This is a genomic window from Streptomyces sp. Qhu_M48 (assembly GCF_051305195.1).
Taxonomy (GTDB): Bacteria; Actinomycetota; Actinomycetes; order Streptomycetales; family Streptomycetaceae; genus Streptomyces.
This window is the reverse complement of record NZ_CP195432.1, coordinates 500527-524690: the sequence shown is the minus strand read 5'-3', so window position 1 is coordinate 524690 and position 24164 is coordinate 500527. Positions and strand designations below refer to the sequence as shown.

General features: G+C 72.1%; 22 protein-coding genes and 1 pseudogene. 10 read left to right on the top strand and 13 right to left on the bottom strand.

Translation table 11 applies throughout. From position 1 onward, the window contains the following. Nucleotides 1-144 precede the first annotated feature (144 nt). The 6 genes and pseudogenes from ACRRSS_RS02730 to mscL all read left to right on the top strand — a co-directional run bounded on the left by ACRRSS_RS02730 (nt 145) and on the right by mscL (nt 5448). Entirely contained in the window at nt 145-1656 is a 1512-nt protein-coding gene (locus tag ACRRSS_RS02730) for a potassium/proton antiporter (protein ID WP_435969616.1), read from the top strand. 262 nt (nt 1657-1918) lie between these two features. After that, a complete protein-coding gene (locus tag ACRRSS_RS02725; RefSeq protein WP_435969615.1) occupies nt 1919-3190 on the top strand; it encodes an MFS transporter in 1272 nt (423 codons plus the stop codon). Nucleotides 3191-3258: 68 nt separating this feature from the next. Continuing rightward, a complete protein-coding gene (locus tag ACRRSS_RS02720) occupies nt 3259-3597 on the top strand; it encodes an FmdB family zinc ribbon protein (protein WP_435969614.1) in 339 nt (112 codons plus the stop codon). Between the two features lie 101 nt (nt 3598-3698). Next, a pseudogene (locus tag ACRRSS_RS02715) lies at nt 3699-4019 on the top strand (phosphorylase family protein); the annotation flags it as partial. Nucleotides 4020-4179: 160 nt separating this feature from the next. Further along, entirely contained in the window at nt 4180-4809 is a 630-nt protein-coding gene (locus tag ACRRSS_RS02710) for a hypothetical protein (protein WP_435969613.1), read from the top strand. A 114-nt stretch (nt 4810-4923) separates the two neighbouring features. Beyond that, nucleotides 4924-5448 (top strand): large conductance mechanosensitive channel protein MscL, encoded by a 525-nt coding sequence (gene mscL / locus ACRRSS_RS02705; protein WP_435969612.1) that lies wholly within the window; start codon nt 4924-4926, stop codon nt 5446-5448. Between the two features lie 19 nt (nt 5449-5467). On the opposite strand, the gene ACRRSS_RS02700 is transcribed toward mscL, so the two are convergent. The 10 genes from ACRRSS_RS02700 to ACRRSS_RS02655 form a co-directional block, all read right to left on the bottom strand. After that, nucleotides 5468-5689, bottom strand: a complete 222-nt coding sequence (locus ACRRSS_RS02700) for a hypothetical protein (RefSeq protein ID WP_435969611.1) — start codon at nt 5687-5689, stop codon at nt 5468-5470. Between the two features lie 102 nt (nt 5690-5791). Beyond that, on the bottom strand, nt 5792-6157 hold the full coding sequence (locus ACRRSS_RS02695) for a hypothetical protein (RefSeq protein ID WP_435975230.1): 366 nt from the start codon (nt 6155-6157) through the stop codon (nt 5792-5794). A gap of 116 nt (nt 6158-6273) precedes the next feature. Next, on the bottom strand, nt 6274-6933 hold the full coding sequence (locus ACRRSS_RS02690; protein WP_435969610.1) for a Rieske (2Fe-2S) protein: 660 nt from the start codon (nt 6931-6933) through the stop codon (nt 6274-6276). After that, a complete protein-coding gene (locus tag ACRRSS_RS02685) occupies nt 6930-7529 on the bottom strand; it encodes a 4Fe-4S dicluster domain-containing protein (protein ID WP_351897365.1) in 600 nt (199 codons plus the stop codon). Before ACRRSS_RS02685 ends, ACRRSS_RS02690 begins: the two co-directional genes overlap by 4 nt. Before the next feature lie 7 nt (nt 7530-7536). Further along, complete coding sequence (locus ACRRSS_RS02680; protein ID WP_435969609.1) at nt 7537-9849, bottom strand: molybdopterin oxidoreductase family protein; 2313 nt, start codon at nt 9847-9849, stop codon at nt 7537-7539. After that, nucleotides 9846-10967 (bottom strand): MFS transporter, encoded by a 1122-nt coding sequence (locus tag ACRRSS_RS02675; protein ID WP_435969608.1) that lies wholly within the window; start codon nt 10965-10967, stop codon nt 9846-9848. Before ACRRSS_RS02675 ends, ACRRSS_RS02680 begins: the two co-directional genes overlap by 4 nt. Nucleotides 10968-11034: 67 nt before the next feature. Next, the gene (gene pflA, locus ACRRSS_RS02670; RefSeq protein WP_435969607.1) at nt 11035-11901 is read right to left on the bottom strand and encodes a pyruvate formate-lyase-activating protein; all 867 of its coding nucleotides are present in this window, start codon (nt 11899-11901) and stop codon (nt 11035-11037) included. Between the two features lie 82 nt (nt 11902-11983). Next, entirely contained in the window at nt 11984-14254 is a 2271-nt protein-coding gene (gene pflB / locus ACRRSS_RS02665) for a formate C-acetyltransferase (RefSeq protein ID WP_435969606.1), read from the bottom strand. Between the two features lie 240 nt (nt 14255-14494). Next, a complete protein-coding gene (locus ACRRSS_RS02660) occupies nt 14495-15916 on the bottom strand; it encodes an MFS transporter (protein ID WP_435969605.1) in 1422 nt (473 codons plus the stop codon). A gap of 127 nt (nt 15917-16043) precedes the next feature. Then, complete coding sequence (locus ACRRSS_RS02655) at nt 16044-16487, bottom strand: nitrite reductase (NAD(P)H) small subunit (RefSeq protein WP_435969604.1); 444 nt, start codon at nt 16485-16487, stop codon at nt 16044-16046. 12 nt (nt 16488-16499) lie between these two features. Between ACRRSS_RS02655 and ACRRSS_RS02650 the strand changes: the two genes are divergently transcribed. The 4 genes from ACRRSS_RS02650 to ACRRSS_RS02635 all read left to right on the top strand — a co-directional run bounded on the left by ACRRSS_RS02650 (nt 16500) and on the right by ACRRSS_RS02635 (nt 20324). Beyond that, entirely contained in the window at nt 16500-17042 is a 543-nt protein-coding gene (locus ACRRSS_RS02650) for a sirohydrochlorin chelatase (RefSeq protein ID WP_435969603.1), read from the top strand. Further along, a complete protein-coding gene (locus ACRRSS_RS02645; protein ID WP_435969602.1) occupies nt 17039-18232 on the top strand; it encodes a low temperature requirement protein A in 1194 nt (397 codons plus the stop codon). The genes ACRRSS_RS02650 and ACRRSS_RS02645 overlap by 4 nt, the downstream gene beginning before the upstream one ends. Before the next feature lie 53 nt (nt 18233-18285). Continuing rightward, nucleotides 18286-19398, top strand: a complete 1113-nt coding sequence (locus ACRRSS_RS02640) for a P1 family peptidase (protein ID WP_435969601.1) — start codon at nt 18286-18288, stop codon at nt 19396-19398. Between the two features lie 83 nt (nt 19399-19481). Continuing rightward, nucleotides 19482-20324, top strand: coding sequence for a DUF6227 family protein (locus ACRRSS_RS02635; protein ID WP_435969600.1), 843 nt, complete (start codon nt 19482-19484; stop codon nt 20322-20324). Between the two features lie 69 nt (nt 20325-20393). Here the strand turns inward: ACRRSS_RS02635 and ACRRSS_RS02630 are convergent, their stop codons facing one another. The 3 genes from ACRRSS_RS02630 to ACRRSS_RS02620 are packed head-to-tail and all read right to left on the bottom strand — an operon-like array spanning nt 20394 to nt 24153. After that, nucleotides 20394-22445 (bottom strand): PTS fructose transporter subunit IIABC, encoded by a 2052-nt coding sequence (locus ACRRSS_RS02630; protein ID WP_435969599.1) that lies wholly within the window; start codon nt 22443-22445, stop codon nt 20394-20396. Continuing rightward, entirely contained in the window at nt 22442-23395 is a 954-nt protein-coding gene (pfkB, locus tag ACRRSS_RS02625; protein WP_435969598.1) for a 1-phosphofructokinase, read from the bottom strand. Before pfkB ends, ACRRSS_RS02630 begins: the two co-directional genes overlap by 4 nt. Beyond that, complete coding sequence (locus ACRRSS_RS02620; protein ID WP_435969597.1) at nt 23392-24153, bottom strand: DeoR/GlpR family DNA-binding transcription regulator; 762 nt, start codon at nt 24151-24153, stop codon at nt 23392-23394. Before ACRRSS_RS02620 ends, pfkB begins: the two co-directional genes overlap by 4 nt. Between the last annotated feature and the right edge of the window lie 11 nt (nt 24154-24164).

Below are 24164 nucleotides of genomic sequence, written 5' to 3'. Positions count from 1 at the left end.
GAGGAAGGCCGTCAAGAAAACGTTAAAGATTAGGTAAGGTAACGAAGTGTCGGCCGCTGGAGGAACGATCCAGCTGCATGTGAGGGGAAGGAACGGCCACTGACTGTCCACGAGCTCAACGAACTCCTGCTCATCAGCTCCCTCGTGCTGCTGATCGCGGTCGCGGCCGTACGGATCTCGTCGCGGAGCGGGCTCCCCAGCCTGCTGCTCTACCTCGGCATCGGCATCGCCATCGGCCAGGACGGCATCGGCAACGTCGCCTTCGACAACGCCGAACTCACGCAGGTCATCGGCTATGCCGCCCTCGTCGTGATCCTCGCCGAGGGCGGCCTCGGCACGAAGTGGAAGGAGATCAAGCCGGCGCTGCCCGCCGCGGTCGTCCTCTCCACCGTCGGCGTCGCGGTGAGCGTGGGCATCACGGCCGCCGCCGCGCACTACCTCGTCGGTCTCGACTGGCGACAGGCCCTGATCATCGGCGCCGTCGTCTCCTCCACCGACGCCGCCGCGGTCTTCTCCGTCCTGCGCAAGGTGCCCCTGCCCTCACGGGTCACCGGTGTCCTGGAGGCCGAGTCCGGCTTCAACGACGCCCCCGTCGTGATCCTCGTCGTCGCCTTCTCCACCGCCGGACCGGTCGACCACTGGTACGTCCTCGTCGGGGAGATCGCCCTCGAACTCGCCATCGGCGCGGCCATCGGCCTCGCGGTCGGCTTCCTCGGCGCCTACGGGCTCCGCCACGTCGCCCTGCCCGCCTCCGGCCTCTACCCGATCGCCGTCATGGCCATCGCCGTCGTCGCGTACGCCGCCGGCGCCATGGCCCACGGCTCCGGCTTCCTCGCCGTCTACCTCACCTCGATGGTCCTCGGCAACGCCAAACTGCCCCACGCGCCCGCGAACCGCGGCTTCGCCGAGGGGCTCGGCTGGATCGCCCAGATCGGCATGTTCGTCCTGCTCGGCCTGCTCGTCACCCCGCACGAGCTCGTCCACGACTTCTGGCCCGCCGTCGTCATCGGACTGGTCCTGACGGTGGTCGCACGGCCCATGGAGATCCTGGTCAGCCTGGCCCCGTTCCGCATCCCCTGGCAGGAGCAGGCCCTCATGTCCTGGGCCGGCCTGCGCGGAGCCGTCCCCATCATCCTCGCCACGATCCCGATGGTGGCGAAGATCGAGGGCAGCGAACGGATCTTCAACATCGTCTTCGTCCTCGTCGTCGTCTACACCCTCATCCAGGGCCCGACCCTGCCCTGGCTGGCGAAGGCCCTGAAGCTCGGCGACTCCGGGGAGGCCGCCGACCTCGGCGTCGAGTCCGCTCCCCTGGAGCGGCTGCGCGGACACCTGCTCTCCGTCGCCATCCCCGAGCACTCCCGGATGCACGGCGTCGAGGTGGCCGAACTGCGCCTCCCGGCCGGAGCGGCGGTCACCCTCGTCGTACGGGAGGAGCGGAGCTTCGTACCGGGGCCGGCGACGGTCCTGCGGCGCGGCGACGAACTCCTCGTGGTCGCCACCGACCCGGTACGGGACGCCACCGAACGGCGCCTGCGCGCGGTCGGCCAGGGCGGCAAGCTCGCCGGCTGGCTGGGCACGGGAGGCGCGACCGCGGCCTCCACCCCCACGGACACGGCCCTGCGCTTCCACCGCCCTGGTGAGCGGCACAAATGATCATCCGATCGATCTGAGGCCTTCGTCACAGGGAGAAGCCTTTTCCCAGGCGGGAAGAGGCTTCTCCCTGTACCATGAAGGCACACCTGATCGAACCAACTCTGCCTGACGCAGAGCTGGCGCGACCGTATGGCGGCCGTGGCGCCCCTCCGCAGTGGGGCCGGCCCGGTATCTACCGCAGTAACGCGCATGAGGACAGCTCTCGGCGACACCCGCACCACAGTGCCGGGGCGCGCTACCAGGCGGCAGAAAGGCCAGGACCGTGGCGTCCACGGTCATCTCGGACAAGCGGCCCGGCTACGGCCGGCTGCTGCGCACACCCGGTGCGCTGTCCTTCCTTCTCCCCGGCTTCGCCGCCCGGCAGCCCTTCGCGATGCTGACCATCGGCATCGTCCTGCTCGTCCAGCACACCACCGGCTCCTTCGGCAGCGCCGGCGCGGTCGCCGCCGTCACCGGCGTCTCGATGGCGCTGTTCGCGCCGCAGAGCGGCAAGCTCGCCGACCGCTTCGGCCAGCGGGCCGTCCTGATCCCCGGCGTCCTCGTCCACACCGCGTCCGTCTCCCTGCTCGTGGTGCTCGCCCTGAGCGACGCCCCGCTCTGGGCCCTGTTCCTGGCCGCCGTGCCCGCCGGCGCCTCCGTGCCCCAGGTCGGACCGATGGTCCGGGCCCGCTGGGCCGCCAAGCTGGACGGCACCCCGCTGATGCCGACGGCCGCGGCCTTCGAGTCCGTGACGGACGAGTTCACCTTCGTCGTCGGACCCGTCCTCGCCACCGCCCTGTGCACCGGCGTCCACCCGGCCGCCGGCCTGATCGCCGAGGCCGCCCTCACCCTCTTCGGCGGACTCTTCTTCGCCGCCCAGCGCGCCACCCAGCCCGCCTTCGGCGCCTCCTCGGCCACCGCCGGCGAGCCCCGCCGTTCGGCGCTCTCCATCCCCGGCGTCCGTGTTCTCGTCGTCGCCTTCCTCGGCATCGGCTCCGTCTTCGGCGGCATGCAGGTCTCCCTCACCGCGTTCACCGAGGAGATCGGCAACCCCGGCGCCAACGGTCTGCTGTACGGCGTCTTCGCCGCCGGCAACATGCTCGCGGGCATCGCCATGGGCGCCGTCGCCTGGAAGACCGGCCCCCGCCGCCGCCTGATCCTCGGCTACGCCGGCCTCACCGTCGCCGCGTCCCTGCTGTGGACCACGCACTCGGTGCTGCTCCTCGGTGCCCTGGGCCTGGTCGTGGGCCTCTGCATCGCCCCCGCCCTGATCACCGGCTACACCATCGTCGAGACCCTGATCCCGGCGTCCGCCCGTACCGAGGCCTTCACCTGGCTCACCGGCGCCGTCGCGCTCGGCCAGGCCGCGGCCGTCACGGTCGCCGGCCGTCTCGCCGACGCGCACGGCGCGAGCACCGGATTCCTGGTGCCGATGGTGGGCACGGCGCTCGCCCTCGTCACGCTCCTCGCCCTGCGCTCGCGCCTCAAGCCGCGCGAGACGAGCCGGGTCGCGGCGCGTGGTATCGGTCACCGCGTACCGGTGGCGGTGGACTGATCCCGCGGAATACGTCAGTATGGATCGTCGTTAGCACTCGATGAGTGTGAGTGCCAGGAGGAAGACAAGTGCCGACCTACCAGTACCAGTGCACCGAGTGCGGCGAAGGCCTCGAGGCGGTGCAGAAGTTCACCGATGACGCGCTGACCGAGTGCCCCCAGTGCAAGGGCCGCCTGAAGAAGGTGTTCTCGGCCGTCGGCATCGTCTTCAAGGGATCCGGCTTCTACCGGAACGACAGTCGCGGCTCGTCGTCCAGCAGCTCGCCGGCCGCGTCGAAGTCCGCGACCGCGTCGACTCCGTCCACGTCGTCCTCGACGTCGGACGCGAAGCCGGCCGCGTCGACCTCTTCGTCGTCCGCCTCCGCCTCCTCGACGTCCTCGTCGAGCACCGGAAGCTCGGCCGCCTGAGACCTGCCGCCTGATCCCGGACGACGTCCTCACGTCCGTTCCGCATGTTCCTCACCGAGGGGCCTCGTCGCGCGCGACGAGGCCCCTCGGCGTTTCCCGGGGGCGCCTGCCAGTTTCCGGGGGTGGCTCGGGGTTACGGGAGTGGCTCGGGGTTACGGGGGCGGCTCGGGGTTACGGGGGCGGCCGTGCCCCGGGTCGTCCACGCGACCTTCGCCGACCCGTATCGCCCCGACGGGTGGCGGGTCGCGGTCAAGGCCGCCCGGGGACGGGGCTGGGACCCGGTGGACGGCGGCACGATGGTCGTGATGCAGGGGCCGCGCTTCTCGACCCGGGCCGAGTCCCGGTGGCACGCGGCCGCCGACTGGTCGGTCGTCGGCATGACCGGGCACCCCGAGGCCGTCCTCGCCCGCGAGCTGGGGATCGAGCTGCCGTAGCCGGGGCAAACCGCCCTGAGGGGTGAGGGAGTTGTCCACAGACGGGAGGCGATCCCCAGGCCGGAGCGGGGAGATGGGGCGGCCGGGAAAGTGGGAGCGGGTCCGGAGCGGACCTTCTTCCCGACTCGACCAGGACGGCGGCACCCCGATGACCCCACTCTCCTCTCCTCCTCCCACGCCTTCCCTTTCCCCCTCCCCCTCCCCCTCCCCCTCCCTCTCCCTCTCTCCGTCTTCGTCCTTCGCCCGGTCGTCCGTTCCGGCGACGTGCGTGGTGCCGGACTTCGAGCCGCTGCGGGTACGGGGGACGCGGCACCGGCTGCGCAGGGCGCTGCGGCGGGGGCGGTGGGCGCCGGCGGTGTTCCTGGCCCTGGTGGCGGCAGCACTCGCCGTCGCCAGCGGTGGGCCGGGGCCGCAGGCTCCGCCGTCGGCGGCGGGGGCGGGGGCGGCGGGGGCTCCGATCTCCACCGTCGCCGCTCGCGCGCGGCCGCCCGTCGCGGTCCGTCTGGTGTCCGCTCCGGTACGGATCGCCGACGCCGCGACCGTACGGCTGCTGCGCCCTGGCGACCGGGTCGACGTCATCGCCGCGCCCAACTCGCCGCTCGGTGGGGAGGGTGAGGCCCGTGTGGTAGCGACGGGCGCCCGAGTGGCCGAAGTTCCGCACCCGGGCGAGACTCGTTCGGACGGAGGGGCGCTCGTCGTCCTCTCTGTGCCGCGTCCGACGGCGACGGCCCTCGCGGGTGCGGGTGTCACGTCCCAACTGGCGGTGACGATGTGCTGATTCGCACGGAGTCCCTGTCAAGTCACCGTTCCGTGTGTACGGATTGGACGCCTCTGCGCCGCTCGCGGCCTAATGGCACGGCACACAGCAGCACAAGCGACGAAAGGCACCTTGGTGGCCGAGAAGAAGGAAAGTCTGCTGGGAGGCTTCAAAGCCTTCCTGATGCGTGGCAACGTGATCGATCTGGCTGTGGCCGTCGTCATCGGTGCCGCGTTCACCAACATCGTGAACGCGGTGGTCAAGGGCATCATCAACCCGCTCGTGGGCGCCTTCGGCACGAAGAACCTGGAGAGCTACGCGTCCTGCCTGAAGGACCCCTGCAAGGTGGTCAACGGGGAGATGCAGGGCATCCAGATCCAGTGGGGCCTGGTCCTCAGCGCGATCCTGAGCTTCCTGATCACCGCGGCCGTCGTGTACTTCCTGATGGTCCTGCCGATGGCGAAGATCCTCGCGAAGCGCGCCGCGCACGACAGGGCGAAGGAAGGCGCCGCGGAGACCATGGAGATCAGCGAGCTGGAGGTGCTCAAGGAGATCCGCGACCACCTCGTCGCCCAGCGCGGCCCCGTCACGGGCACGGGTACGGGCACGGCCGGCGGTTCGGGCTCGGTGGGTGGTTCGGGGACGCACCCCACCTCCTGACCGGCGGCCCTGGCCGGATTCAGAGGTGGTGCGGCGGCTTCTCGTCGAGGAAGCGCGCGAGGTCGGCAGCGCTGTCGCCGCCGGTCGGAGGCCGCTCGCCCCATCCACGGTCCGTGTCGTCCGAGGACTGCTGGTCCAGCGGATCGTCGAAGACGAGTGCCGGCTTCGGACTGTTCTCAGGGCCGGTGCTTACGCCGGTCTGCTTCGCGTCTCGCGGTCCGTGGGCGGGGGCGGTGCTCATACCTTCAGGGTACGCCCGCTCCCCCGCCCCGTACCCCTCTGATCAGCGCCCTCCTGATCAGCGCTCCTCTGGTCAGCGGTCTGCTGGCCGGTGGTCTTCTGGTCAGCGGTCCTTCGGGTCGATCAGCCAGAGGCCGAGCACCACGAGGAACGACAGGACGAGGAAGCCCGCGCCCCACCACGCGGTGCCGGTGTTCCCCGCCATCCACTCGTCCACCAGGATCGTCAGGCCCCAGAGCTGGCCGATGACGACCGTGAGCGCCAGCGTCAGACGCGCCGACAGCTTCGAGGAGCGCTCCGGCTCCTGTTCCGTACCGGCTCCCGGTCCCGGCCCGGTGTGCCGGATCCGGGCGTCGCCGTACCCGCTGGTGGGCCGGATCTGCGGATACCGCTCACGCACGGGCCGGTTCAGGCGAGGCTGCGCACTGCCCGGGGTGTACGCCGGGGGCCGGGGCGGCTCGGAGGGCAAGGCCTGTTCCGGCGTCCTGGACGGCTCCCGCGCCTTGTCCGACTCCCGTGTCCTGGCGGGCTCCGGTGCTTCCGGGTCTCGGGGGAACGGGCTCTCGTGGGGGAACGGGTTCTCGCTCACGTCCGCTCACTCCTCTCCGTTGTGTCGGCCCGCGCGGAGGCGCCGGGGCAGCCCAGGCGGTCGGCCAGTTCGGGCCGGTCGTCGCCGAGCCGGCGGCAGATGCCTTCGCGGGCGTTCTCGCCCGAGCGGGCGGTGCCGATCGCCCACACGCTGCCGTCGGCCTCCTCCACCAGCACCACCTTCGGCAGCCCACGCGGCGGCGGGCCCGCCGTGACCTCTCCCGTGCGGGCGTCGAAGATGCCCTCGTGGCAGGGGCAGTACAGCTCGCCCTCGCTGCCCCGCTCCTTGCGCCAGAGCACCGCGCAGGCGAGGTGGGTGCAGACGGCGGAGTAGCCGGCGAGGGTGCCGTCCTCCAGGCGGACGGCGACCGCGCGGTCCTCGGCGCCGGGGTAGCGGAAGGCGAGGGACTCGCCGGGCAGGATCCCGTCGGCGATCCTCTTCGCCTCGGGCGGCCCCTCGGCGTCCCCGTGCCGGTGCAGGATGCCGGAGGCGACGCCGATGCCGCCGACGGCGAGGCCGCCGGAGACGGTGGCGACGATCCGCAGGTAGTCGCGGCGGGTGGTGAGCGAGTCGGCGGCGATCCGGTCGTGGAGCGCTTCCTGGGCCGCGTCTGAGTGGGGACCCGACGTGGGCGGCTGGGGGTCGGTGACGCTCAACGGACGTCCCTTCCGTTGATCTCGACGACGGGGAGCCCGCCGGGCACCGGCCACTGCACCTTGTCGGCGGGGACGACCATCGCGACGCCGGTGGAAACGGTCGTGGTGCCGAAGGTGAAGGAGTCGGCGACCTGGACGCCGGGGCGTTCGGTCTGGAGCTCTTCGAGGGTTCCGTAGAAGAGGGCGCCGGTGGGGCAGACGGTGGCGCACATCGGGGCCAGGCCGTAGGCGGTGCGGTCGTAGCAGAGGTTGCACTTCATCTGGAGCTTCGCCTGGAGGTCGATCTTGGGAACGCCGAAGGGACAGGCGTTGACGCAGTTGGCGCAGCCGATGCAGCGGGTGGCGTCGGCCTGCTGCACGACACCGTCGGCGGTGACGAGGATCGCGTCCGCGGGGCAGACCTCGGCGCAGGGGGCGACGGGGTCCTCGCAGTGCATGCAGACGGTGGGGAGGGAGGCGACGGAGTGGCCCTCGTCGGGGTAGTCGAGGTGGATCATCGACTTGCCGCGGTGGGAGTCGCATTCGCGGCAGGCGGAGACGCAGGCCTGGCAGCCGATGCAGCGGCCCGGGTCGATGAAGATCGTGCGGCCCATCATGTGCGGGTCAGCTCCTCTCCGCGGTGCCGCGGCCCTGGGGGGAGGTGGGGGGCAGCGGGTCGGTGCGGGAGACCTGGGTCTCCGGGTAGGCCTGGTGGCCGGGGGCGGTGGGTGGGGCGGGGACCTCGTCGATCCGTTCGGCGGCCTCGACGCGGGCGGCGCAGACCTTGTACTCCGGGATCTTGGAGCGCGGGTCGAGGGCGTCGATGGTGAGGGCGTTGGCGGCGGTGGGGACCGGCCAGTGGTACGGGACGAAGACGGTGTCCGGCCGGATGGCCTCGGTGACGAGGGCCGGGAAGACCTCGCTGCCGCGGCGGGTGACGACACGGACGGGTTCGCCGTTGCGGAAGCCGTGGGAGGGGTGGACCTCGACCCAGGGGCGCGGTGTCTGTTCGACGAGGGCGCCGAGGCGGCGGGTCTGGTTGCCGGAGAGGAAGTGGGCGACGGTGCGGCCGGTGGTCAGCGAGAGGGGGTACTCCTCGCTGTACGGGTCCATGGGCAGGTGCCATTCGACGACCTGCAGGTGGATCTTGCCGTCGGGGTGGTAGGTGCGGCCGTCCTCGAAGAGGCGGGGGGTGCCGGGGTGCTCGGTGGTGGGGCACGGCCAGGCGATGCCGCCGGTCTCCTCCAGGCGTTCGTAGGTGATGCCGTAGTAGTCGTTGACGGTTCCGGCGGAGGCGATCCGGAGCTCCTCGAAGACGGAACGGGAGTCGGGGAAATCGAACTTGTCGCCCGCGCCGAGCCGGCGGGCGAGTTCGCACATGACCCAGGTGTCGGTGCGGACGCCGGCCGGGGGTTCCTGGGCCTTGTTGTGCTTGACGACCCGGGCCTCGGCGTTGGCCATGACGCCCTCGTCCTCGGCCCACACGGTGACGGGGAAGACCACGTGCGCGTTGGCGGCGGTCTCGGAGAGGAAGAAGTCGAACTGGGCGTGGAACTCGAGGGTGTCGTAGCCGTCCTTGACGGTGGCGTAGTTCGGCAGGGAGACGAAGGGGTTGTTGCAGATGCCGACGAGGCCGCGGATCTCCTTGCGCTGCATCTGCCAGACCATCTCCATCATGGAGGTGCCGGCGAGCGGGAGTTCCGCCTCGTCGATGCCCCAGATCTCGCAGATCTGGCGGCGGTGCTCCGGGTTGGTGATGGAGCGGCCGCCGGGCAGGAGGTCGGACTTCTGGCCGTGCTCGCGGCCGCCCTGGCCGTTGCCCTGGCCGGTGATGGTGCCGTAGCCGGCGCCGGGCTTGCCGATGTTCCCGGTGGCGGCGCACAGGTTGATGATGCTGAGGCAGTTCTCGACGCCCTGGGAGTGGTGCTCGACGCCGCGGGCGTGCCAGGCCATGGAACGCCCGGCGCCCGCGAACATGCGGGCGACCTGGACGATCTGCGCCTCGGGGACCCCGCAGATCTCGGCCGACCGGGCGGGCGGGTAGGCGGCGACGGTCGCCTTCACCTCCTCCCAGCCGGTGGTGTGGGCGGCGAGGTGGGTCTCGTCGGTGAGGCCCTCGGCGACGACGACGTGGAGGACGGCGTTGAAGAAGGCGGAGTCGGTGCCGGGCTTGAGGGCGACGTGGACGTCGGCGGTGCGGGCGATCGCCGTCTCGCGGGGGTCGACGACGATGAGACTGGCGCCCCGGTCGCGGGCGCCCCACAGGTACTGGGTCATGACGGGGAAGCACTCGCCGACGTTGGAGCCCGCGATGAGCAGGCAGTCGGTGAGGAGGATGTCGGAGAAGGGGTTGCCGGCGCGGTCGATGCCGAAGGCGAGCTTGTTGGCGCCGGCGGCGGAGACCATGCAGAGGCGTCCGTTGTAGTCGACGTGCCGGGACTTGAGGGCGACCCGGGCGAACTTGCCGACGAGGTAGGTCTTCTCGGAGTAGAGGCTGGCGCCGCCGAGGAGGCCGAAGGCGTCGTTGCCGTACTCGCCCTGGATGCGGCGGATCTCGGCGACGGTGCGGTCGAGCGCCTCGTCCCAGCTGACCTCGCGGAACGGCTCGTCGCGGTTGTCGCGCATGAGGGGCGAGGTGAGCCGGTCGGGATGGTTGACCTGCTGGTAGGCGTTGATGCCCTTGGGGCAGAGCCGCATCCGGTTGATGTCGTGGTTGCGGGGTTCGACGCCGAAGACCTTGCCGTGCCGGTCGACGCGCAGGTACATGCCGCACTGGACGCCGCAGAAGCAGCAGTGGGTGGGGACGAGGGTCTCGCCGTTCTGGTCGGCGTGCCACCGGTCGGCGGGGATGCCGCCGGCGTCGCGGAAGTTGCGGGTGCCGGGCGGGGCGAGGGAGGGGTCGAGCGGCAGCGCCCGGCTGGGGTCGGTCGCGGTCACTTGAAGCCCTTCTTCACGTGGTCGAGGTAGGCGCTGCCGCGCAGGACGCGCTTGCAGCGGGGGCAGTACTCGGCCCATTCCTCGAAGCCGAGGTCGAGGTCGCGCATGGTGCCCTGGAGGTTCTCCACGTACGGGGCGGTGTCGATGGGCTCCTGGCAGCGGCGGCAGGTGAGCACCTCCTCGTCCTTGCGGCGGGAGGTGTACTTGAAGAGCTGCATGCCGACGGCGGCGGGCCGCTGGACGATGTGGAAGAACTTCCCGAACGGGATGTAGATGAGGGTGAAGACGACGGACACCATGTGGAGGATCGCGAGGAACTCGTAGCCTCCGCCGTGCAGGAAGATCGACGAGAAGGTGAGCAGGAGCCCGGTCACGGAGATGACGATGAGGGCGATCAGCGGCACCAGGTCGTAGGCGAAGCGCTGGCCGGTGATGGCGCCGCGGTCCTTCATGCGGCGCCGGAGGAAGTAGGCGGCGCCGGAGATGACGAGCACGGCGGCGATGTCGAGGCCGTGGAACATGAGCCAGCCGAAGACGCTGAGGGCGTCGAAGCCGAGGACCTTGAGCCCCCAGATCCGCATCTCGTAGCCGGGGCCCGAGCCGGTGGACGAGGTGAAGGTGAACCAGCCCCAGGTGAGGGGGAAGGTGATCGCCGCGGCCAGCAGGCAGCCCCAGAAGATGAGCTGGTGGGCGGCCCAGCGGGCGTGGGAGCGGGCGCCGAGGAACTTCTGGAGGCCGAGGTAGGTGGCGATCATCCTCGGCAGCGCGGTGGGCGCCTTGCGGAAGTTCTCGACGGAGAAGAACGAGCCCCAGCCCTTGCGGAAGAGGCGGCGGGCGCCGGGGGCGGAGATCCAGACGGTGTAGCGGTAGGCGACGCCGAAGGCGAGGAAGACGGTGGCGACGGCGTACGGGAGGAGCGCCGAGTCGAAGTCGCGGAGCAGACGGCTGCCGAAGACGATCGCGAGGATCAGCAGCACGGAGACGCCGGTGCCCGCGAGGGTCGCGCGGCGGCGCACCGCGGCGGGGGTCTGTGGTGGGGGCCCGGCGGCTGCGGGGTCCCCGGCCACGGGGCCGGCGGGGGCAGGGCTCGGCTCGGCTGTCTGCGGTGGCTCGGTCACGCGGCCACGGTAAAGGCGTACGCCCGGTTTAGTCCTGTTTTGCGAGGTTCCGGGGTGAGCGCGTCGCTCAGACGGCGTTCAGGCCGTGGGCGCGGAAGACCTCGCGGACCTCGGCGACCCGCTCGGGCGTCGGGGACGGCGTGTCGTGCAGGGTGAACGGCATGGCGAGTGCCTGCCACTTCGCTTCGCCGAGCTTGTGGAAGGGCAGGATGTCCACGCGGGAGACGTTGCCGAGACCCCCGGCGAAGGCGGCGACCCCCTCGATGTCGGCGGGCTCGTCGGTGAGCCCCGGGACGAGGACGAAGCGGACGTGGACCTCCTGGCCGAGGTCGGCGAGCCGCCTGGCGAAGTCGAGGGTCGGCGCGAGCGGCCGGCCCGTGACCTTCTTGTACGTGGCGGGATCCCAGGACTTGATGTCGAGAAGGACCAGGTCGGTGTCGCGCAGCAGGGCGTCGGTGGCGCGGTCGCCCAGGAAGCCCGAGGTGTCGAGGGCCGTGTGCAGGCCGAGCTCGTGCTTCATCCGGTGCAGGAGCTCGCCGGTGAAGACGGGCTGGAGCAGGGGTTCGCCGCCGGAGACGGTGGCGCCTCCCCCGGAGGCCGAGATGAAGCGGACGTACTTGGCCGCCTCGGCGATGACGTCGTCGGCGGAGGTCCGCTTGCCATTGCGCATCCTCCAGGTGTCGGGGTTGTGGCAGTAGAGACAGGTGAGGGGGCAGCCGGAGAGGAAGGTGACGAAGCGGGTACCGGGGCCGTCGACGCCGGTGGACAGGTCCCAGGAGTGGAGCGAGCCCTCGGAGGGCCGTTGGGTGGCGGCGGCGGCCGGGGTGGCGGGGCACGCCCCGGCGCCCGGAGCGGCGGCGGTCGTGGCGGCCGGGGTGAGGGGCCCGGGGGTGAGGGGCCCGGGGGTGAGGGGCCCGGGGGCGAGGCTGGGCATGGCAGGGCCTCTTTCGATCGTGTCGGGCGCGCCCCGGGGCCGGGGTGAGGGCCGCCGGCCCCGGGGCGCGGGCGGGGGGGGGCTACAGCGAGCCGTGGAAGGTGCGGTTCAGGACGTCCAGCTGCTGCTCGCGGGTGAGCCGGACGAAGTTGACCGCGTATCCGGAGACCCGGATGGTCAGCTGCGGGTGGTTCTCCGGGTGCTCCATGGCGTCCATGAGGACGTCGCGGTTGAGGACGTTGACGTTCATGTGGAAGCCGTCGCTGGCCATGTAGCCGTCGAGGACACCCGCGAGGTTCCTGATCCGCTCCTCGGGGGTGCGGCCCAGGCCGTCGGGGGTGACGGTGTTGGTCAGCGAGATGCCGTCCTCGGCGTCCTCGTACGGGAGTTTGGCGACCGAGAGGGCCGAGGCCACGTAGCCGTGGGTGTCGCGGCCGTTCATCGGGTTGGCGCCCGGAGAGAACGGTTCGCCGGCGCGGCGCCCGTCGGGGGTGTTGCCGGTCTTCTTGCCGTAGACGACGTTGGAGGTGATGGTCAGGACGGACTGGGTGTGCTCGGCGTCGCGGTAGGTCGGGTGCCTGCGGACCTTCCGCATGAACTCCTCGACGAGCCGGACCGCGATCTCGTCGACGCGCGCGTCGTTGTTGCCGTACGCCGGGTAGTCGCCCTCGATGACGTAGTCGGTGACGAGGCCGGTCTCGTCCCGGACCGGGGTGACCCTGGCGTACTTCACGGCGGCGAGGGAGTCGGCGGCGACCGAGAGGCCGGCGATGCCGCAGGCCATGGTGCGGCGCACGTCGCGGTCGTGGAGGGCCATCTCGACGCGCTCGTAGGCGTACCGGTCGTGCATGTAGTGGATGACGTTCAGGGCGTGGACGTAGACGTCGGCGAGCCACTCCATCTGCTCGTCGAACCTGGCCATGACCTCGTCGTAGTCGAGGACGTCGGAGGTGACGGCTCCGGTGGCGGGGCCGACCTGGGCGCCGGACTTCTCGTCCCGGCCGCCGTTGATCGCGTAGAGGAGGGTCTTGGCGAGGTTCACGCGGGCGCCGAAGAACTGCATCTGCTTGCCGACGGGCATCGCGGAGACGCAGCAGGCGATGGCGGTGTCGTCGCCGAAGCGGGGGCGCATCAGCTCGTCCGACTCGTACTGGACGGAGGAGGTGTCGATGGAGACCTTCGCGCAGAACTCCTTGAAGCCCTGCGGGAGCCGCGGTGACCAGAAGACGGTCATGTTCGGCTCGGGGGCCGGGCCGAGGTTGTAGAGGGTCTGGAGGTAGCGGAAGGAGGTCCGGGTGACCAGGGGGCGGCCGTCCTCGCCCATGCCGGCGATGGACTCGGTGACCCAGGTGGGGTCGCCGGAGAACAGCTCGTCGTACTCGGGGGTGCGCAGGAAGCGGACGATGCGGAGTTTGATGATGAAGTCGTCGACGAGTTCCTGGGCCCGCTCCTCGGTGAGGAGACCGGCCTCGATGTCGCGCTGGAGGTAGACGTCGAGGAAGGTGGAGGTCCGGCCGAGGGACATCGCGGCGCCGTTCTGCTCCTTCACGGCGGCGAGGTAGGCGAAGTAGAGCCACTGGACGGCCTCGCGGCCGGTGGTGGCGGGACCGGAGATGTCGTGACCGTAGGAGGCGGCCATCGCCTTCAGCTCGCCGAGGGCCCGGATCTGCTCGGAGAGTTCCTCGCGGAGCCGGATCGTCTCCTCCAGCGAACGGTTTCCGGCGGGGAGGGAGTTGAGCTCCTCCTTCTCCTCCTTCTTCACCTCGACGAGGCGGTCGACGCCGTAGAGGGCGACCCGGCGGTAGTCGCCGATGATGCGGCCGCGGCCGTAGGCGTCGGGGAGTCCGGTGACGATGCCGGCCTTGCGGGCGGCGCGGATCTCGGGGGTGTACGCGTCGAAGACACCGGCGTTGTGGGTCTTGCGGTACTCGGTGAAGACCTTCTCCAGCTCCGAGGAGACCGGGTAGCCGTAGGTCTCCAGTGCGCCGGCGACCATGCGCCAGCCGCCGTACGGCATGATCGCGCGCTTGAGCGGGGCGTCGGTCTGGAGGCCGACGATCAGGTCCTTGTCGCGGTCGATCCAGCCGGGGGCGTGGGCGGTGATGGTGGAGGGGATGTCGTACGAGACGTCGTGGACGCCCTTGGCGCGCTCCTCGGGGAACCTGTCCGTGATCGCCTTCCACACGGCGGTGGTGCGCTCGGTGGGCCCGGCGAGGAAGGAGTCGTCACCTTCGTACGGCGTGTAGTTCTGCTGGATGAAGTCGCGGACGTCGATGGCGTCGCGCCAGAGTCCGCCCTTGAAGCCCTTCCAGGCCCGCTCGTTCACCGTTGCCTCAGCAGGGGTCGCAGTCACTGCCCGCACCGCCTTCTTCGATTCATTCGATCGCGTCGTTGCCTACCTCCATTGCACTCCTTTTGATCGATCATCTCGGTCGGCAATGGTCACCTTCCGGCGGCCTTAGGTCCCTTTCCGGGGATGCGGAAAGGCCCCGCCGCTGCGGGGCCTTCTGCGCCGGGGCTTTCTGCGCCGGGGCTTTCTGCGCCGGGCCTTTCGCACCGGGCTGGAGGACGGGGCTCGGCTGGGCGATGGGGCTCAGCTGGGTGCTTCGGCGTTCCTGCGGGCGTAGAACCACCAGGTCACGACCATGCAGCTGAGGTAGAAGGCGACGAAGCCCCACATCGCACTGGTCACGGCCACCGAGCCGAAGAGGGCCGGGATGAAGAAGAAGCCGTAGGCCGCGATAGCCGAGGTGAAACCGGTGACCGCGCCGGACTCCATTTCCGCCTGCTTCAGGGCCTTCGTGTACTCCGGGGTGTCCTCCGTGAGGCCCTTGAGGTGGGTGCCCCGGAAGATGACCGGGATCTGGCGGAACGTGGAGCCGTTGCCGATGCCGGAGAAGAAGAACGCGGCGAGGAAGCAGAGGAAGAAGCCGTGGAACGAGCCGCCGTCACCGCCCGAGGGCAGGAAGTTGATCACGCCGATGATCGATACGGCCATGCCCACGAAGGACAGGATGGTGACCCGGGCGCCGCCCCACTTGTCGGCGATCCAGCCGCCGCCCCAGCGGGCGAGGGCGCCCACGGCGGGGCCCATCCAGGCGTAGGCGGCGATCGAGTAGTCCGGGAACGTCGTCTTGATCAGCATCGGCAGGGCGGCGGCGAAGCCGATGAAGGAGCCGAAGGTGCCGACGTACAGCCAGGTCATCAGCCAGTTGTGCTTGCGCTTGAAGATGATCTTCTGCCGGCGGAAGGGGGTCGCGGCCACCTTGAGGTCGTTCTGCCCGAACCAGGCGACGGCCGCGAGGATCAGCAGGATCGGCACCCAGAGGAACGCGGCGTTCTGCAGGTAGACGGGGGTGCCGTCGGCCTTGTGCTGGGCCGAGCCGATCGCGAGGGTCGACCAGGTGATGACGATCGGGGTGAGCAGCTGGACGACGGAGACGCCGAGGTTGCCGAGACCGCCGTTGATGCCGGTCGCGCTGCCCTTTCTCGCCTTGGGGAAGAAGAAGCCGATGTTGGCGAGGGAGGAGGCGAAGTTCGCGCCGCCGATGCCGCAGAGGGCGGCGATCGCGACCATCACCCCGTACGGGGTCGTCGGGTCCTGGATGGCGATGCCGAGCCAGATCAGCGGCACGATCAGGACGACCGTCGACAGGGCGGTGAAGCGGCGCTGGCCGACCATCGGGCCCAGGAAGGTGTAGAGGATCCGGGCCGTGCCGCCGGTCAGACCGGGGATGGCCGTCAGCCAGAACAGCTGGGAGGTCGAGAAGCCGAAGCCGACGTCCTTCAGGTTGGTCGCGGTGACCGACCACACCTGCCAGACGACGAAGGCCACGAGCAGCGCCGGCACCGCGATCCACAGGTTGCGGGTGGCGACCTTCTTGCCGATGGCCTTCCAGAAGAGCTCGTTCTCCGGCTCCCAGTCGGTGATCGGCTTGCCGGGGCGGTACTGCTCCGTGTCGAACGAGGCGGCGGGCCCGCCCGTCCTTCTGCTGTCCTGGACTACGGAACTCATGGCGCTTCCCTGACTTCGCTGACGTTCGAGGCTTTCCTTGCCCTTCCAGGCTCCGCCGCGACACGGGGGGTTCGTGAGTGCCGATGGTCGCCGGCCGGGCGGGCCTAGGTCGGCCCGGCCGGCGGGCCTAGGTCCCTCCGGATGAGGTCGTAGGCACCGGAGGCGCAGAAGCCACCGGCAGGACGGCGGACACGGGCAGGGCAGGAGGCACGGGCAGGGCAGGAGGCGCCAGGGACTCAGGAGCCACGGGCGCCACGGGCGGGACGGGCGCCACAGGCAGGACCGGAGGCACGGGCGGGACCGGAGGCACCGGCAGGACCGGGAGGGTCACGGCCGGGTCGTCGAGGCACGCGCCGGTCCGCAGGTCGAACTCCTGCTTGCGCATCGGGGACGCCACCACCGGCACCCCGTCCCGGCTGCCCATGATCCCGTTCGCGATGACGTCGGCGCCCGAGAACGGATCCCGGTCGCGCACCGCGTACACCTCGCCGTCCCCGTCCCGGAACAGCGCCGCCTCGGTACCGTCCGCGAGGACCACCGCACCGTCGACATCCCGGCCGTCGCCCGCCACTTCGACAGTGCGGTGACGCGCGGGCTGAGCGGCGAGCACGGGGTGGCGCTCGCGCTGTACGACCGGCTGCGGGCCGCCGAGCGGGCGGCGGGCGGCCTCTCGGACGCGGTCGTCGTCGCCGGGGCGGGCTCCTCCCGGCCGGGCGGCGACGACGGCACGCTCGCGGCGGTCCGGCAGCTGGGCTCGCTCCTGCCGGTCCCGGTGACCGCCGCCTACTGCTCGGCGACCGGTCCGCCCCCGGCCGACGCCGTGGCGCGGCTGCGCGCCCACGGCTTCCGCCGGGTCGCGGCGGCCACCCACCTCCTCGCCCCGGGCCGCTTCACGCGCGCGCTCGCCACGGTCCCGGACGCCTGGGCGGTCGCGGAACCGATCGCCGACCACGCGCGCGTGGCGGGCCTGGTGGCGGCGAGGTACGCGGAGGCGGCGCCGGGCGGAGAGCCGCACCGGGCCCCTTCCGGAACCCGGTCCCGCCCCCGGTCCCTGCCCGGATCCCCGTACCCCGTGGCGTGGCATGCGGGCCGGAGCACCACGCCCTCTGCTGTGCTGGGTCCATGACGCAACCGTTCCTCCCCCTCACCGCGCGCTCCCGCGCGGAGTCGCACCGGGCCGCCACGCCTCTGGAGCTCTTCTTCGACCTGTGTTTCGTCGTCGCCGTCGCCCAGGCGGGCGCGGAGCTCGTGCACGCGGTCGCCGAGGGCCACGCGGGCGAGGGGATCATCAACTACGCGATGATCTTCTTTGCGATCTGGTGGGCGTGGATGAACTTCACCTGGTTCGCCTCGGCCTACGACAACGACGACGTCCTGTACCGCGTCGTCACCCTCGTCCAGATCGCCGGCGTGCTCATCCTCGCGGCCGGGGTGTCCAGGGCCTTCGAGGAGCACGACTTCCTCGTCCTCTACCTCGGCTACCTCGTCATGCGGCTCGCGCTCGCCTCGCAGTGGCTGCGCGCCGCCCACCACGCCACCGACCCCGCCGAGCGGACGATGTGCCGGCGGTACGCGGGCGGGGTCCTCGCCTGTCAGATCGGCTGGCTCGCACTGGTCCTCGTGCCGGAGCCGGCCCGCCCGTGGATCTTCCTCGCCATGGTGGTGGCCGAGCTGGCCGTGCCCGTGTACGCGGAGAAGGACGCGGCCAGCACCTGGCACCCGCACCACATCGCCGAGCGGTACGGCCTGTTCACCATCATCGTGCTCGGTGAGACCGTCGCCGCCGCGACCGTCGCCGTGAAGACCGGCATCGCCGAGAACGACGCCCTCGGCGAGGTGCTGCCGATCGCCGCCGGCGGTCTGCTGATCGTCTTCGCCGCCTGGTGGATCTACTTCGTCGTCCCCGCCCACGACCGGCTGGCCTCCAACCGCCAGGGCTTCCTGTGGGGCTACGGCCACTACGTGATCTTCGCGTCCGCCGCCGCCGTCGGCGCGGGCCTGGAGATCGCCGTGGAGCAGGCCGTCGGCAAGGCGCACATCTCCACGCTCGCCGCCTCCGCGTCGGTGACGATCCCGTCGGCCGTGTTCCTGTTGTCCGTGTGGCTCCTGCACGCCCGCTACTTCAAGGTGGGCATCGCCCAGCAGCTCGTCCTGCCCGTCTCGGCGCTCGCGATCCTGATGTCCTCCTTCGCCGGCCACTGGGCGGTCCTGGTCGCCGGTCTGGTCGCGGCGGCCACGGTGGTCGTCGGGGTGACCCTGGCGGCGAGGAACCCGGCCACCAGGGGCGGGCCGGGCACGGCCGCCACGGGCGCCTGACACCCCGGCCCCGGCCCCGGGCGCCGCGCCGACGCGCGTGGTAGGCAAGGGACATGACAGAGCCCGAGCAGACGCGTGGACACGACGGGGACCGGGGCGGGGACGGAGGGCGGCCCCGGGACGGGATCACCGATGTGAGCGGTCTGCGCGTGGGGCACGCGCGCGTGGGCGGGGCCGGGGCACTGAGCGGCACCACGGTGGTGATGGCCCCGCAGGGCGGGATGGTCGCCGCCGTGGACGTGCGGGGCGGGGGGCCCGGCACACGGGAGACGGACGCCCTGGACCCGAGGAACGTCGTCCAGCGGATCGACGCGGTCGTCCTGACCGGGGGCAGCGCCTACGGCCTGGAGTCCGCCGCCGGGGTGATGGCCTGGCTGGAGGAGCGGCACCGGGGCGTGCGCGTGGGCCCCGATCCGTCCCACGTGGTGCCGGTGGTGCCCGCCGCGTGCGTCTTCGACCTGGGCAGGGGCGGCGACTTCGGGGCCCGGCCGGACGCGTCGACGGGGCGGGCGGCGGCGGAGGCCGCCGACGCGAGCGGCGACCACGCGCGCGTGGAGACGGGCGCCGTCGGCGCGGGCACCGGCGCCGTGGTCGGCGGCCTCCGGGGCGGGGTCGGCACGGCGAGCACGGTCCTGGAGTCGGGGATCACGGTCGGCGCCCTGGTCGTGGTGAACGCGGTGGGCTCCGCCGTGGACCCGGCGACGGGCGCGCTGTACGGGAGTTACTACGACGGAGGCCGGCCCTCCTTCCCCGACGCGGCGGTGCACGACGCGGCGGTGCGGCGCCTCGCGGAGGCCCGGGCGGCGGCCGCCCCTCCCCCGCTGAACACCACGTTGGCCGTCGTCGCCACGGACGCGGTGCTGACCCGCGCGCAGGCGCGGAAGGTCGCGGGGACGGCGCACGACGGCATCGCGCGCGCCCTGCGCCCGGTGCACCTGATGAACGACGGGGACACCGTCTTCGCGCTCGCCACCGGGGCGCGGGAGCTGCCGGAGGCGCCCGGCCCGCTCGCCCTGAACGAGATCCTGGCGGCCGGCGCCGACCTGGTGACCCGGGCGATCGTCCGGGCGGTGCTCGCCGCCCCCGGCGGCCGGCGTGGACCGGGCGGGGACTTCCCCTCGTACGGCGAGCTCTACGGAGAGCCCCTGAGCCCGTACTCCCGGTAAGGTCAAGGGAGTTGGGTACGGGTGGTGCAATCAGGGCGGGGACTTCCCCCGTACGCCCTTCGTTTTCCGGAACGCCGGACACGATGTCAGACCCAGGGACTACGTTAAGCAAGCACCAAGTGACATGCGGCGACGGCCTGGAGACCCTCTTGAACGATCCGCAGGATCCTCACGATCCGTACGAGACGACCGAGACGCACCTTGAGCGGCTTCTCGGCCGGGCGCTCAACTCCTTCGATCTGCCCGACTCGACCGTCGAGCGCCTCGGCACGGCGCTCGCGCACTCCAGCGCGCTGCACTCCTCGCACCACAGCGCGTCGCTCCACCGCAGCACCTACCGCCACACGTACCTGCTGAGCGACGGCTCCGCGCTCAGTCTCTGGGAACTCACGCACAACGCGGGCCGGGACGGCACCGAGCAGCACGAGCTGTACGCGGAGGAGGCGGAGGCCCGGCTCGCCGCCTCCCGTCTCCCGACCGGCACGCTGCCGGGGTGGACCGCCGAGCGGTCCGACGGCCGCGCCCTCGACGAGGACGACGACCTGGAGCTGCTGAGCGCCCTGCTCGCCCGCCCGATACCCGCCCAGCCCCGGATGTACGTGCCGGACAACTCCGCCGACCACGCGCGCCGCGTCCTGCGGCGCGCGGAGAACGCGGACCGGCCGGGCGAGCGGACGGCCCGCCGGCTCCGGCTGGCCTTCGCGCACCACATCACCCAGGCCTTCGGGCGCCACTGCCCGCCGGAGGGCGGCCGGGACGCAGGCTTCACCCTCTACGAGCACCAGTTCCTGCTGCTGGACGGCAGCGAGGTCAGCCTCTGGGAGGTCGAACACACGGCGACGCCGGACGGTCGCCACATGTGCGAGGTGTACGAGGACGAGCGCGCGGCCCGCGAGGCGATGGAGTCCCGCCCCCGGGTGCGCTGAATCCCGCCGGACCCGGCCGAGGGGCGGCGGGCTCCACGAGCCCGCCGCCCCCGGTCCGTTCCGTGCGGGTCAGGCCGCGACGGCCACCCCGTTCCCGGCCTGGGCCGCCTCCTCGTCCGGCTCCGCCGCGGGGGCGGTCCGCCGGGCGCCCTTGAGGAGGATGACGAGTCCGGCGCTGACGACCGTGCCCGCGACGATCGCGAGCAGGTACAGCAGCGGGTTGCCGATCAGCGGGAGGACGAAGAGCCCGCCGTGCGGGGCCCGCAGGGTGCATTCGAAGGCCATCGACAGGGCGCCCGTGACCGCGCCGCCCGCCATCGTCGCGGGGATGACCCGCAGCGGGTCGGCGGCGGCGAACGGGATCGCGCCCTCGGAGATGAACGAGGCCCCGAGGACCCAGGCCGCCTTGCCGTTCTCGCGCTCGGTCCGGGTGAAGAGCCTGCCCCGGACGGTCGTGGCGAGGGCCATCGCGAGCGGCGGCACCATGCCCGCCGCCATCACGGCGGCCATGACCTTGAGGGAGCCCTCGTTCGGGTTGGCGAGGCCGCCGACGGCGAAGGCGTAGGCGACTTTGTTGACCGGACCGCCGAGGTCGAAGCACATCATCAGGCCGAGGATGACGCCGAGGATGACCGCGTTGGCGCCGGAGAGCCCGGACAGCCATTCGGTGAGCGCCTTCTGGAGCGAGGCGATGGGCTTGCCGACGACGAGGAACATCAGGAAGCCGACGACGATCGAGGAGACCAGCGGGATCACGACCACCGGCATGATGCCCCTGAGGACCGGTGGGATCCTCACCCTCTGGATGGCGAGGACGGTGCCGCCCGCGAGCAGACCGGCGACGAGTCCGCCGAGGAAGCCCGCGTCGACGGTGAGCGCGATCGCGCCGCCGACGAACCCGGGGACGAGACCGGGACGGTCGGCCATCCCGTACGAGATGTATCCGGCGAGGACCGGTACGAGGAAGCTGAACGCGAGCCCGCCGATCTGGAACATCAGGGCGGCCCAGCTGTCGACCTGACCCCAGGCGAAGTGCTCGGTGACGGACGGGGCCTTGTCGATGTCCCAGCCGCCGAGAGCGAAGCCGAGGGCGATGAGGAGGCCTCCGGCGGCGACGAACGGGACCATGTAACTCACACCGGACATGAGCCACTTGCGGAGTCTGGTGCCGTACCCCTCGCCGGGTTCGCCCGCCCGGTCGACGGGCGTGGCGGCGGTGGCGGGTGCGGAGACCTCGCCGCGCGCGGCCTTCTCGCGGACCTCGGCGATCAGTTCGGCGGGACGGTTGATGCCGGCCTTGACGCCGACATCGACGGTCGACTTCCCGGCGAACCGTTCCTTCTCCCGTACGGGCACGTCGTGGGCGAAGATCACGCCGTCCGCGGCGGCGACGACGGCCGGATCGAGCCGGGTGAACCCGGCGGACCCCTGCGTCTCGACCACGAGCTCCACTCCGGCCGTACGGCCGGCCTTCTCCAGGGATTCGGCGGCCATGTAGGTGTGGGCGATGCCGGTGGGGCAGGAGGTGACGGCGACGATCCGGAAGGGCACGCCGTCCTCAGGGCCCTGTGCGGAACCCGACGCCCGCTCCGGCTGCGGCTGCTGCTGCGGCTCCGGCTCCTGGTCCCGCTCCGGCTTCGGCTGCGGTTCCTGTGCCCGCTCCGGCTCCGGCTTCGGCGGCTCCTCCCCCGCGATCAGCGCCGCCGCCTCCGCCGGGGAGGTCGCGGCGCGCAGGGCACGCGTGAACTCCTCGTCCATCAGGTGGCGGGCGAGCGAGGAGAGGATCGTCAGGTGGGCGTCGTCCGCGCCCGCCGGGGCGGCGATCAGGAAGATCAGGTCCGCCGGACCGTCCGGGGCGCCGAAGTCGACACCGGCGGCCGAGCGGCCGAAGGCGAGGGTCGGCTCGGTGACATGGGCGCTGCGGCAGTGCGGGATGCCGATGCCGCCGTCCAGGCCGGTCGGCATCTGGGCCTCGCGGGCGGCGACGTCCGCGAGGAAGCCGTCCAGGTCGGTCACCCGGCCGCGGGCGACCATGCGCTCCGCGAGCGAACGGGCCGCCGCTTCCCTGGTGTCGGCGGACAGGTCGAGATCGACCAGATCCGCGGCGATCATCCTGCTCATCGCGGGCTCCCTTGCTCGCTGAGTACTCGGTCGAGGGGTACGTCGGCGGTCACCGTGACCGCCGCCGGGTCCAGGTCACCCGGGGTGGGCATCTCGCTGCCGGGCAGCTGGACGGCGGCCGCGCCGTGGGCGACGGCGGCCGCGAGGGCGCCGGGCCCTTCGCCGCCGGCCGCGAGGAAGCCCGCGAGGGAGGCGTCACCGGCCCCCACGTTGGAACGGACGGCGTCCACCGGGGCCGCGCCGAACCAGACGCCGGCCGCCGAGACGAGGAGTTGTCCGTCGGCGCCGAGGCTGGCGAGGACGGCGCCCGCGCCCAGCCCCCGGAGCTCCTCCGCCGCCTTGACCGCGTCGCCGACGGTGAGGAGGGGACGGCCGACGGCCTCGGCCAGCTCGTCGGCGTTGGGCTTGACGACGTCCGGGCGGGCGGTGAGGGCCGCGAGCAGGGAGGGACCGGAGGTGTCGAGGGCGATCCGGGCCCCGGCGCCGTGGGCGCGGGTGACGAGCCGGGCGTACCACTCGGGCGCGAGGCCGCGCGGGAGGCTGCCGCAGCAGGCGATCCAGTCGGCGGTGGGCGAGTGGGCGCCGACGGTCGCGAGGAGGGTCTCCGACTCCTCCTCCGTCAGCTCCGGGCCGGGTGCGTTGACCTTGGTGAGGGTCCCGTCCGGCTCGGCGAGCGCGATGTTGGAGCGGGTGTGTCCGGCGACCGGGACCGGGGCGACCTCGATGCCCTGTCCGGCGAGGAGCCGGGCGACGAGCGCGCCGGGGGCCCCGCCGAGCGGGACGACGGCGACGGTGCGGTGTCCGGCGGCGGCGACGGCCCGGGAGACGTTGACGCCCTTGCCGCCGGGGTCGACGCGCTCGGCGGCGGCGCGCAGCACCGCGCCGCGCTCCAGGGCGGGGACCTCGTACGTCCGGTCCAGGGAGGGGTTGGGGGTGACGGTGAGGATCATGCGCGGACGACTTCCGTTCCGGCCGCCTCGATGGCGGCGGCGTCCTCGGGGCTGAGGCCGCTGTCGGTGACGATCAGGTCGACGTCGGTCAGGTCGCCGAAGCGGGCGAAGTGCTCCTGGCCGTGCTTGGCGGAGTCGGCGAGGAGGACGACCCGGCGGGCGGCGGCGACGACGGCCCGCTTGACGGCGGCCTCGGCGAGGTCGGGGGTGGTGAGTCCGTGCGCGGGCGAGAAGCCGTTGGCGCCGAGGAAGGCGACGTCGGCGCGGATCTCCCCGTACGCCCGGAGCGCCCAGGCGTCGACGGCGGCGCGGGTACGGTGCCGTACCCGCCCGCCGACGAGGTGGAGGTCGATGCCGGGGTGGTCGGCGAGCCGGGCGGCCACGGGCAGGGCGTGGGTGACGACGGTCAGCGCGCGGTCGAGCGGGAACTCGGCGGCGAGCCGGGCGACGGTCGAGCCGGCGTCGAGGACGACGCTGCCCTCCTCGGGCAGTTCGGCGAGGGCCGCCCGGACGATCCGGTCCTTCTCGTCGGCGGCGATGGACTCCCGCTCGGCGAGGTCCGGCTCGAAGTCGAGCCGCCCGGCGGGGATGGCGCCGCCGTGCACCCGGCGGACGAGCCCCGCCCGGTCGAGGGCCTTGAGATCACGCCGTACGGTCTCGGCGGTGACCTGGAACTCCTCGGCGAGGGAGAGGACGTCGACGCGTCCGCTCTCGCGGGCGAGCCGCAGGATCTGTTGCTGACGCTCCGGTGCGTACATGAGGTTTTACG

Coding starts and splice junctions, on each gene's coding strand:
- ACRRSS_RS02710 (WP_435969613.1), top strand. CDS start 4,180: ATGACCCCACTCTCCTCTCCTCCTCCCACGCCTTCCCTTTCCCCCTCC.
- ACRRSS_RS02700 (WP_435969611.1), bottom strand. CDS start 5,689: ATGAGCACCGCCCCCGCCCACGGACCGCGAGACGCGAAGCAGACCGGC.
- ACRRSS_RS02685 (WP_351897365.1), bottom strand. CDS start 7,529: ATGATGGGCCGCACGATCTTCATCGACCCGGGCCGCTGCATCGGCTGC.
- pflA (WP_435969607.1), bottom strand. CDS start 11,901: ATGCCCAGCCTCGCCCCCGGGCCCCTCACCCCCGGGCCCCTCACCCCC.
- ACRRSS_RS02660 (WP_435969605.1), bottom strand. CDS start 15,916: ATGAGTTCCGTAGTCCAGGACAGCAGAAGGACGGGCGGGCCCGCCGCC.
- ACRRSS_RS02645 (WP_435969602.1), top strand. CDS start 17,039: ATGACGCAACCGTTCCTCCCCCTCACCGCGCGCTCCCGCGCGGAGTCG.
- ACRRSS_RS02640 (WP_435969601.1), top strand. CDS start 18,286: ATGACAGAGCCCGAGCAGACGCGTGGACACGACGGGGACCGGGGCGGG.
- ACRRSS_RS02635 (WP_435969600.1), top strand. CDS start 19,482: ATGTCAGACCCAGGGACTACGTTAAGCAAGCACCAAGTGACATGCGGC.
- ACRRSS_RS02630 (WP_435969599.1), bottom strand. CDS start 22,445: ATGAGCAGGATGATCGCCGCGGATCTGGTCGATCTCGACCTGTCCGCC.
- pfkB (WP_435969598.1), bottom strand. CDS start 23,395: ATGATCCTCACCGTCACCCCCAACCCCTCCCTGGACCGGACGTACGAG.
- ACRRSS_RS02620 (WP_435969597.1), bottom strand. CDS start 24,153: ATGTACGCACCGGAGCGTCAGCAACAGATCCTGCGGCTCGCCCGCGAG.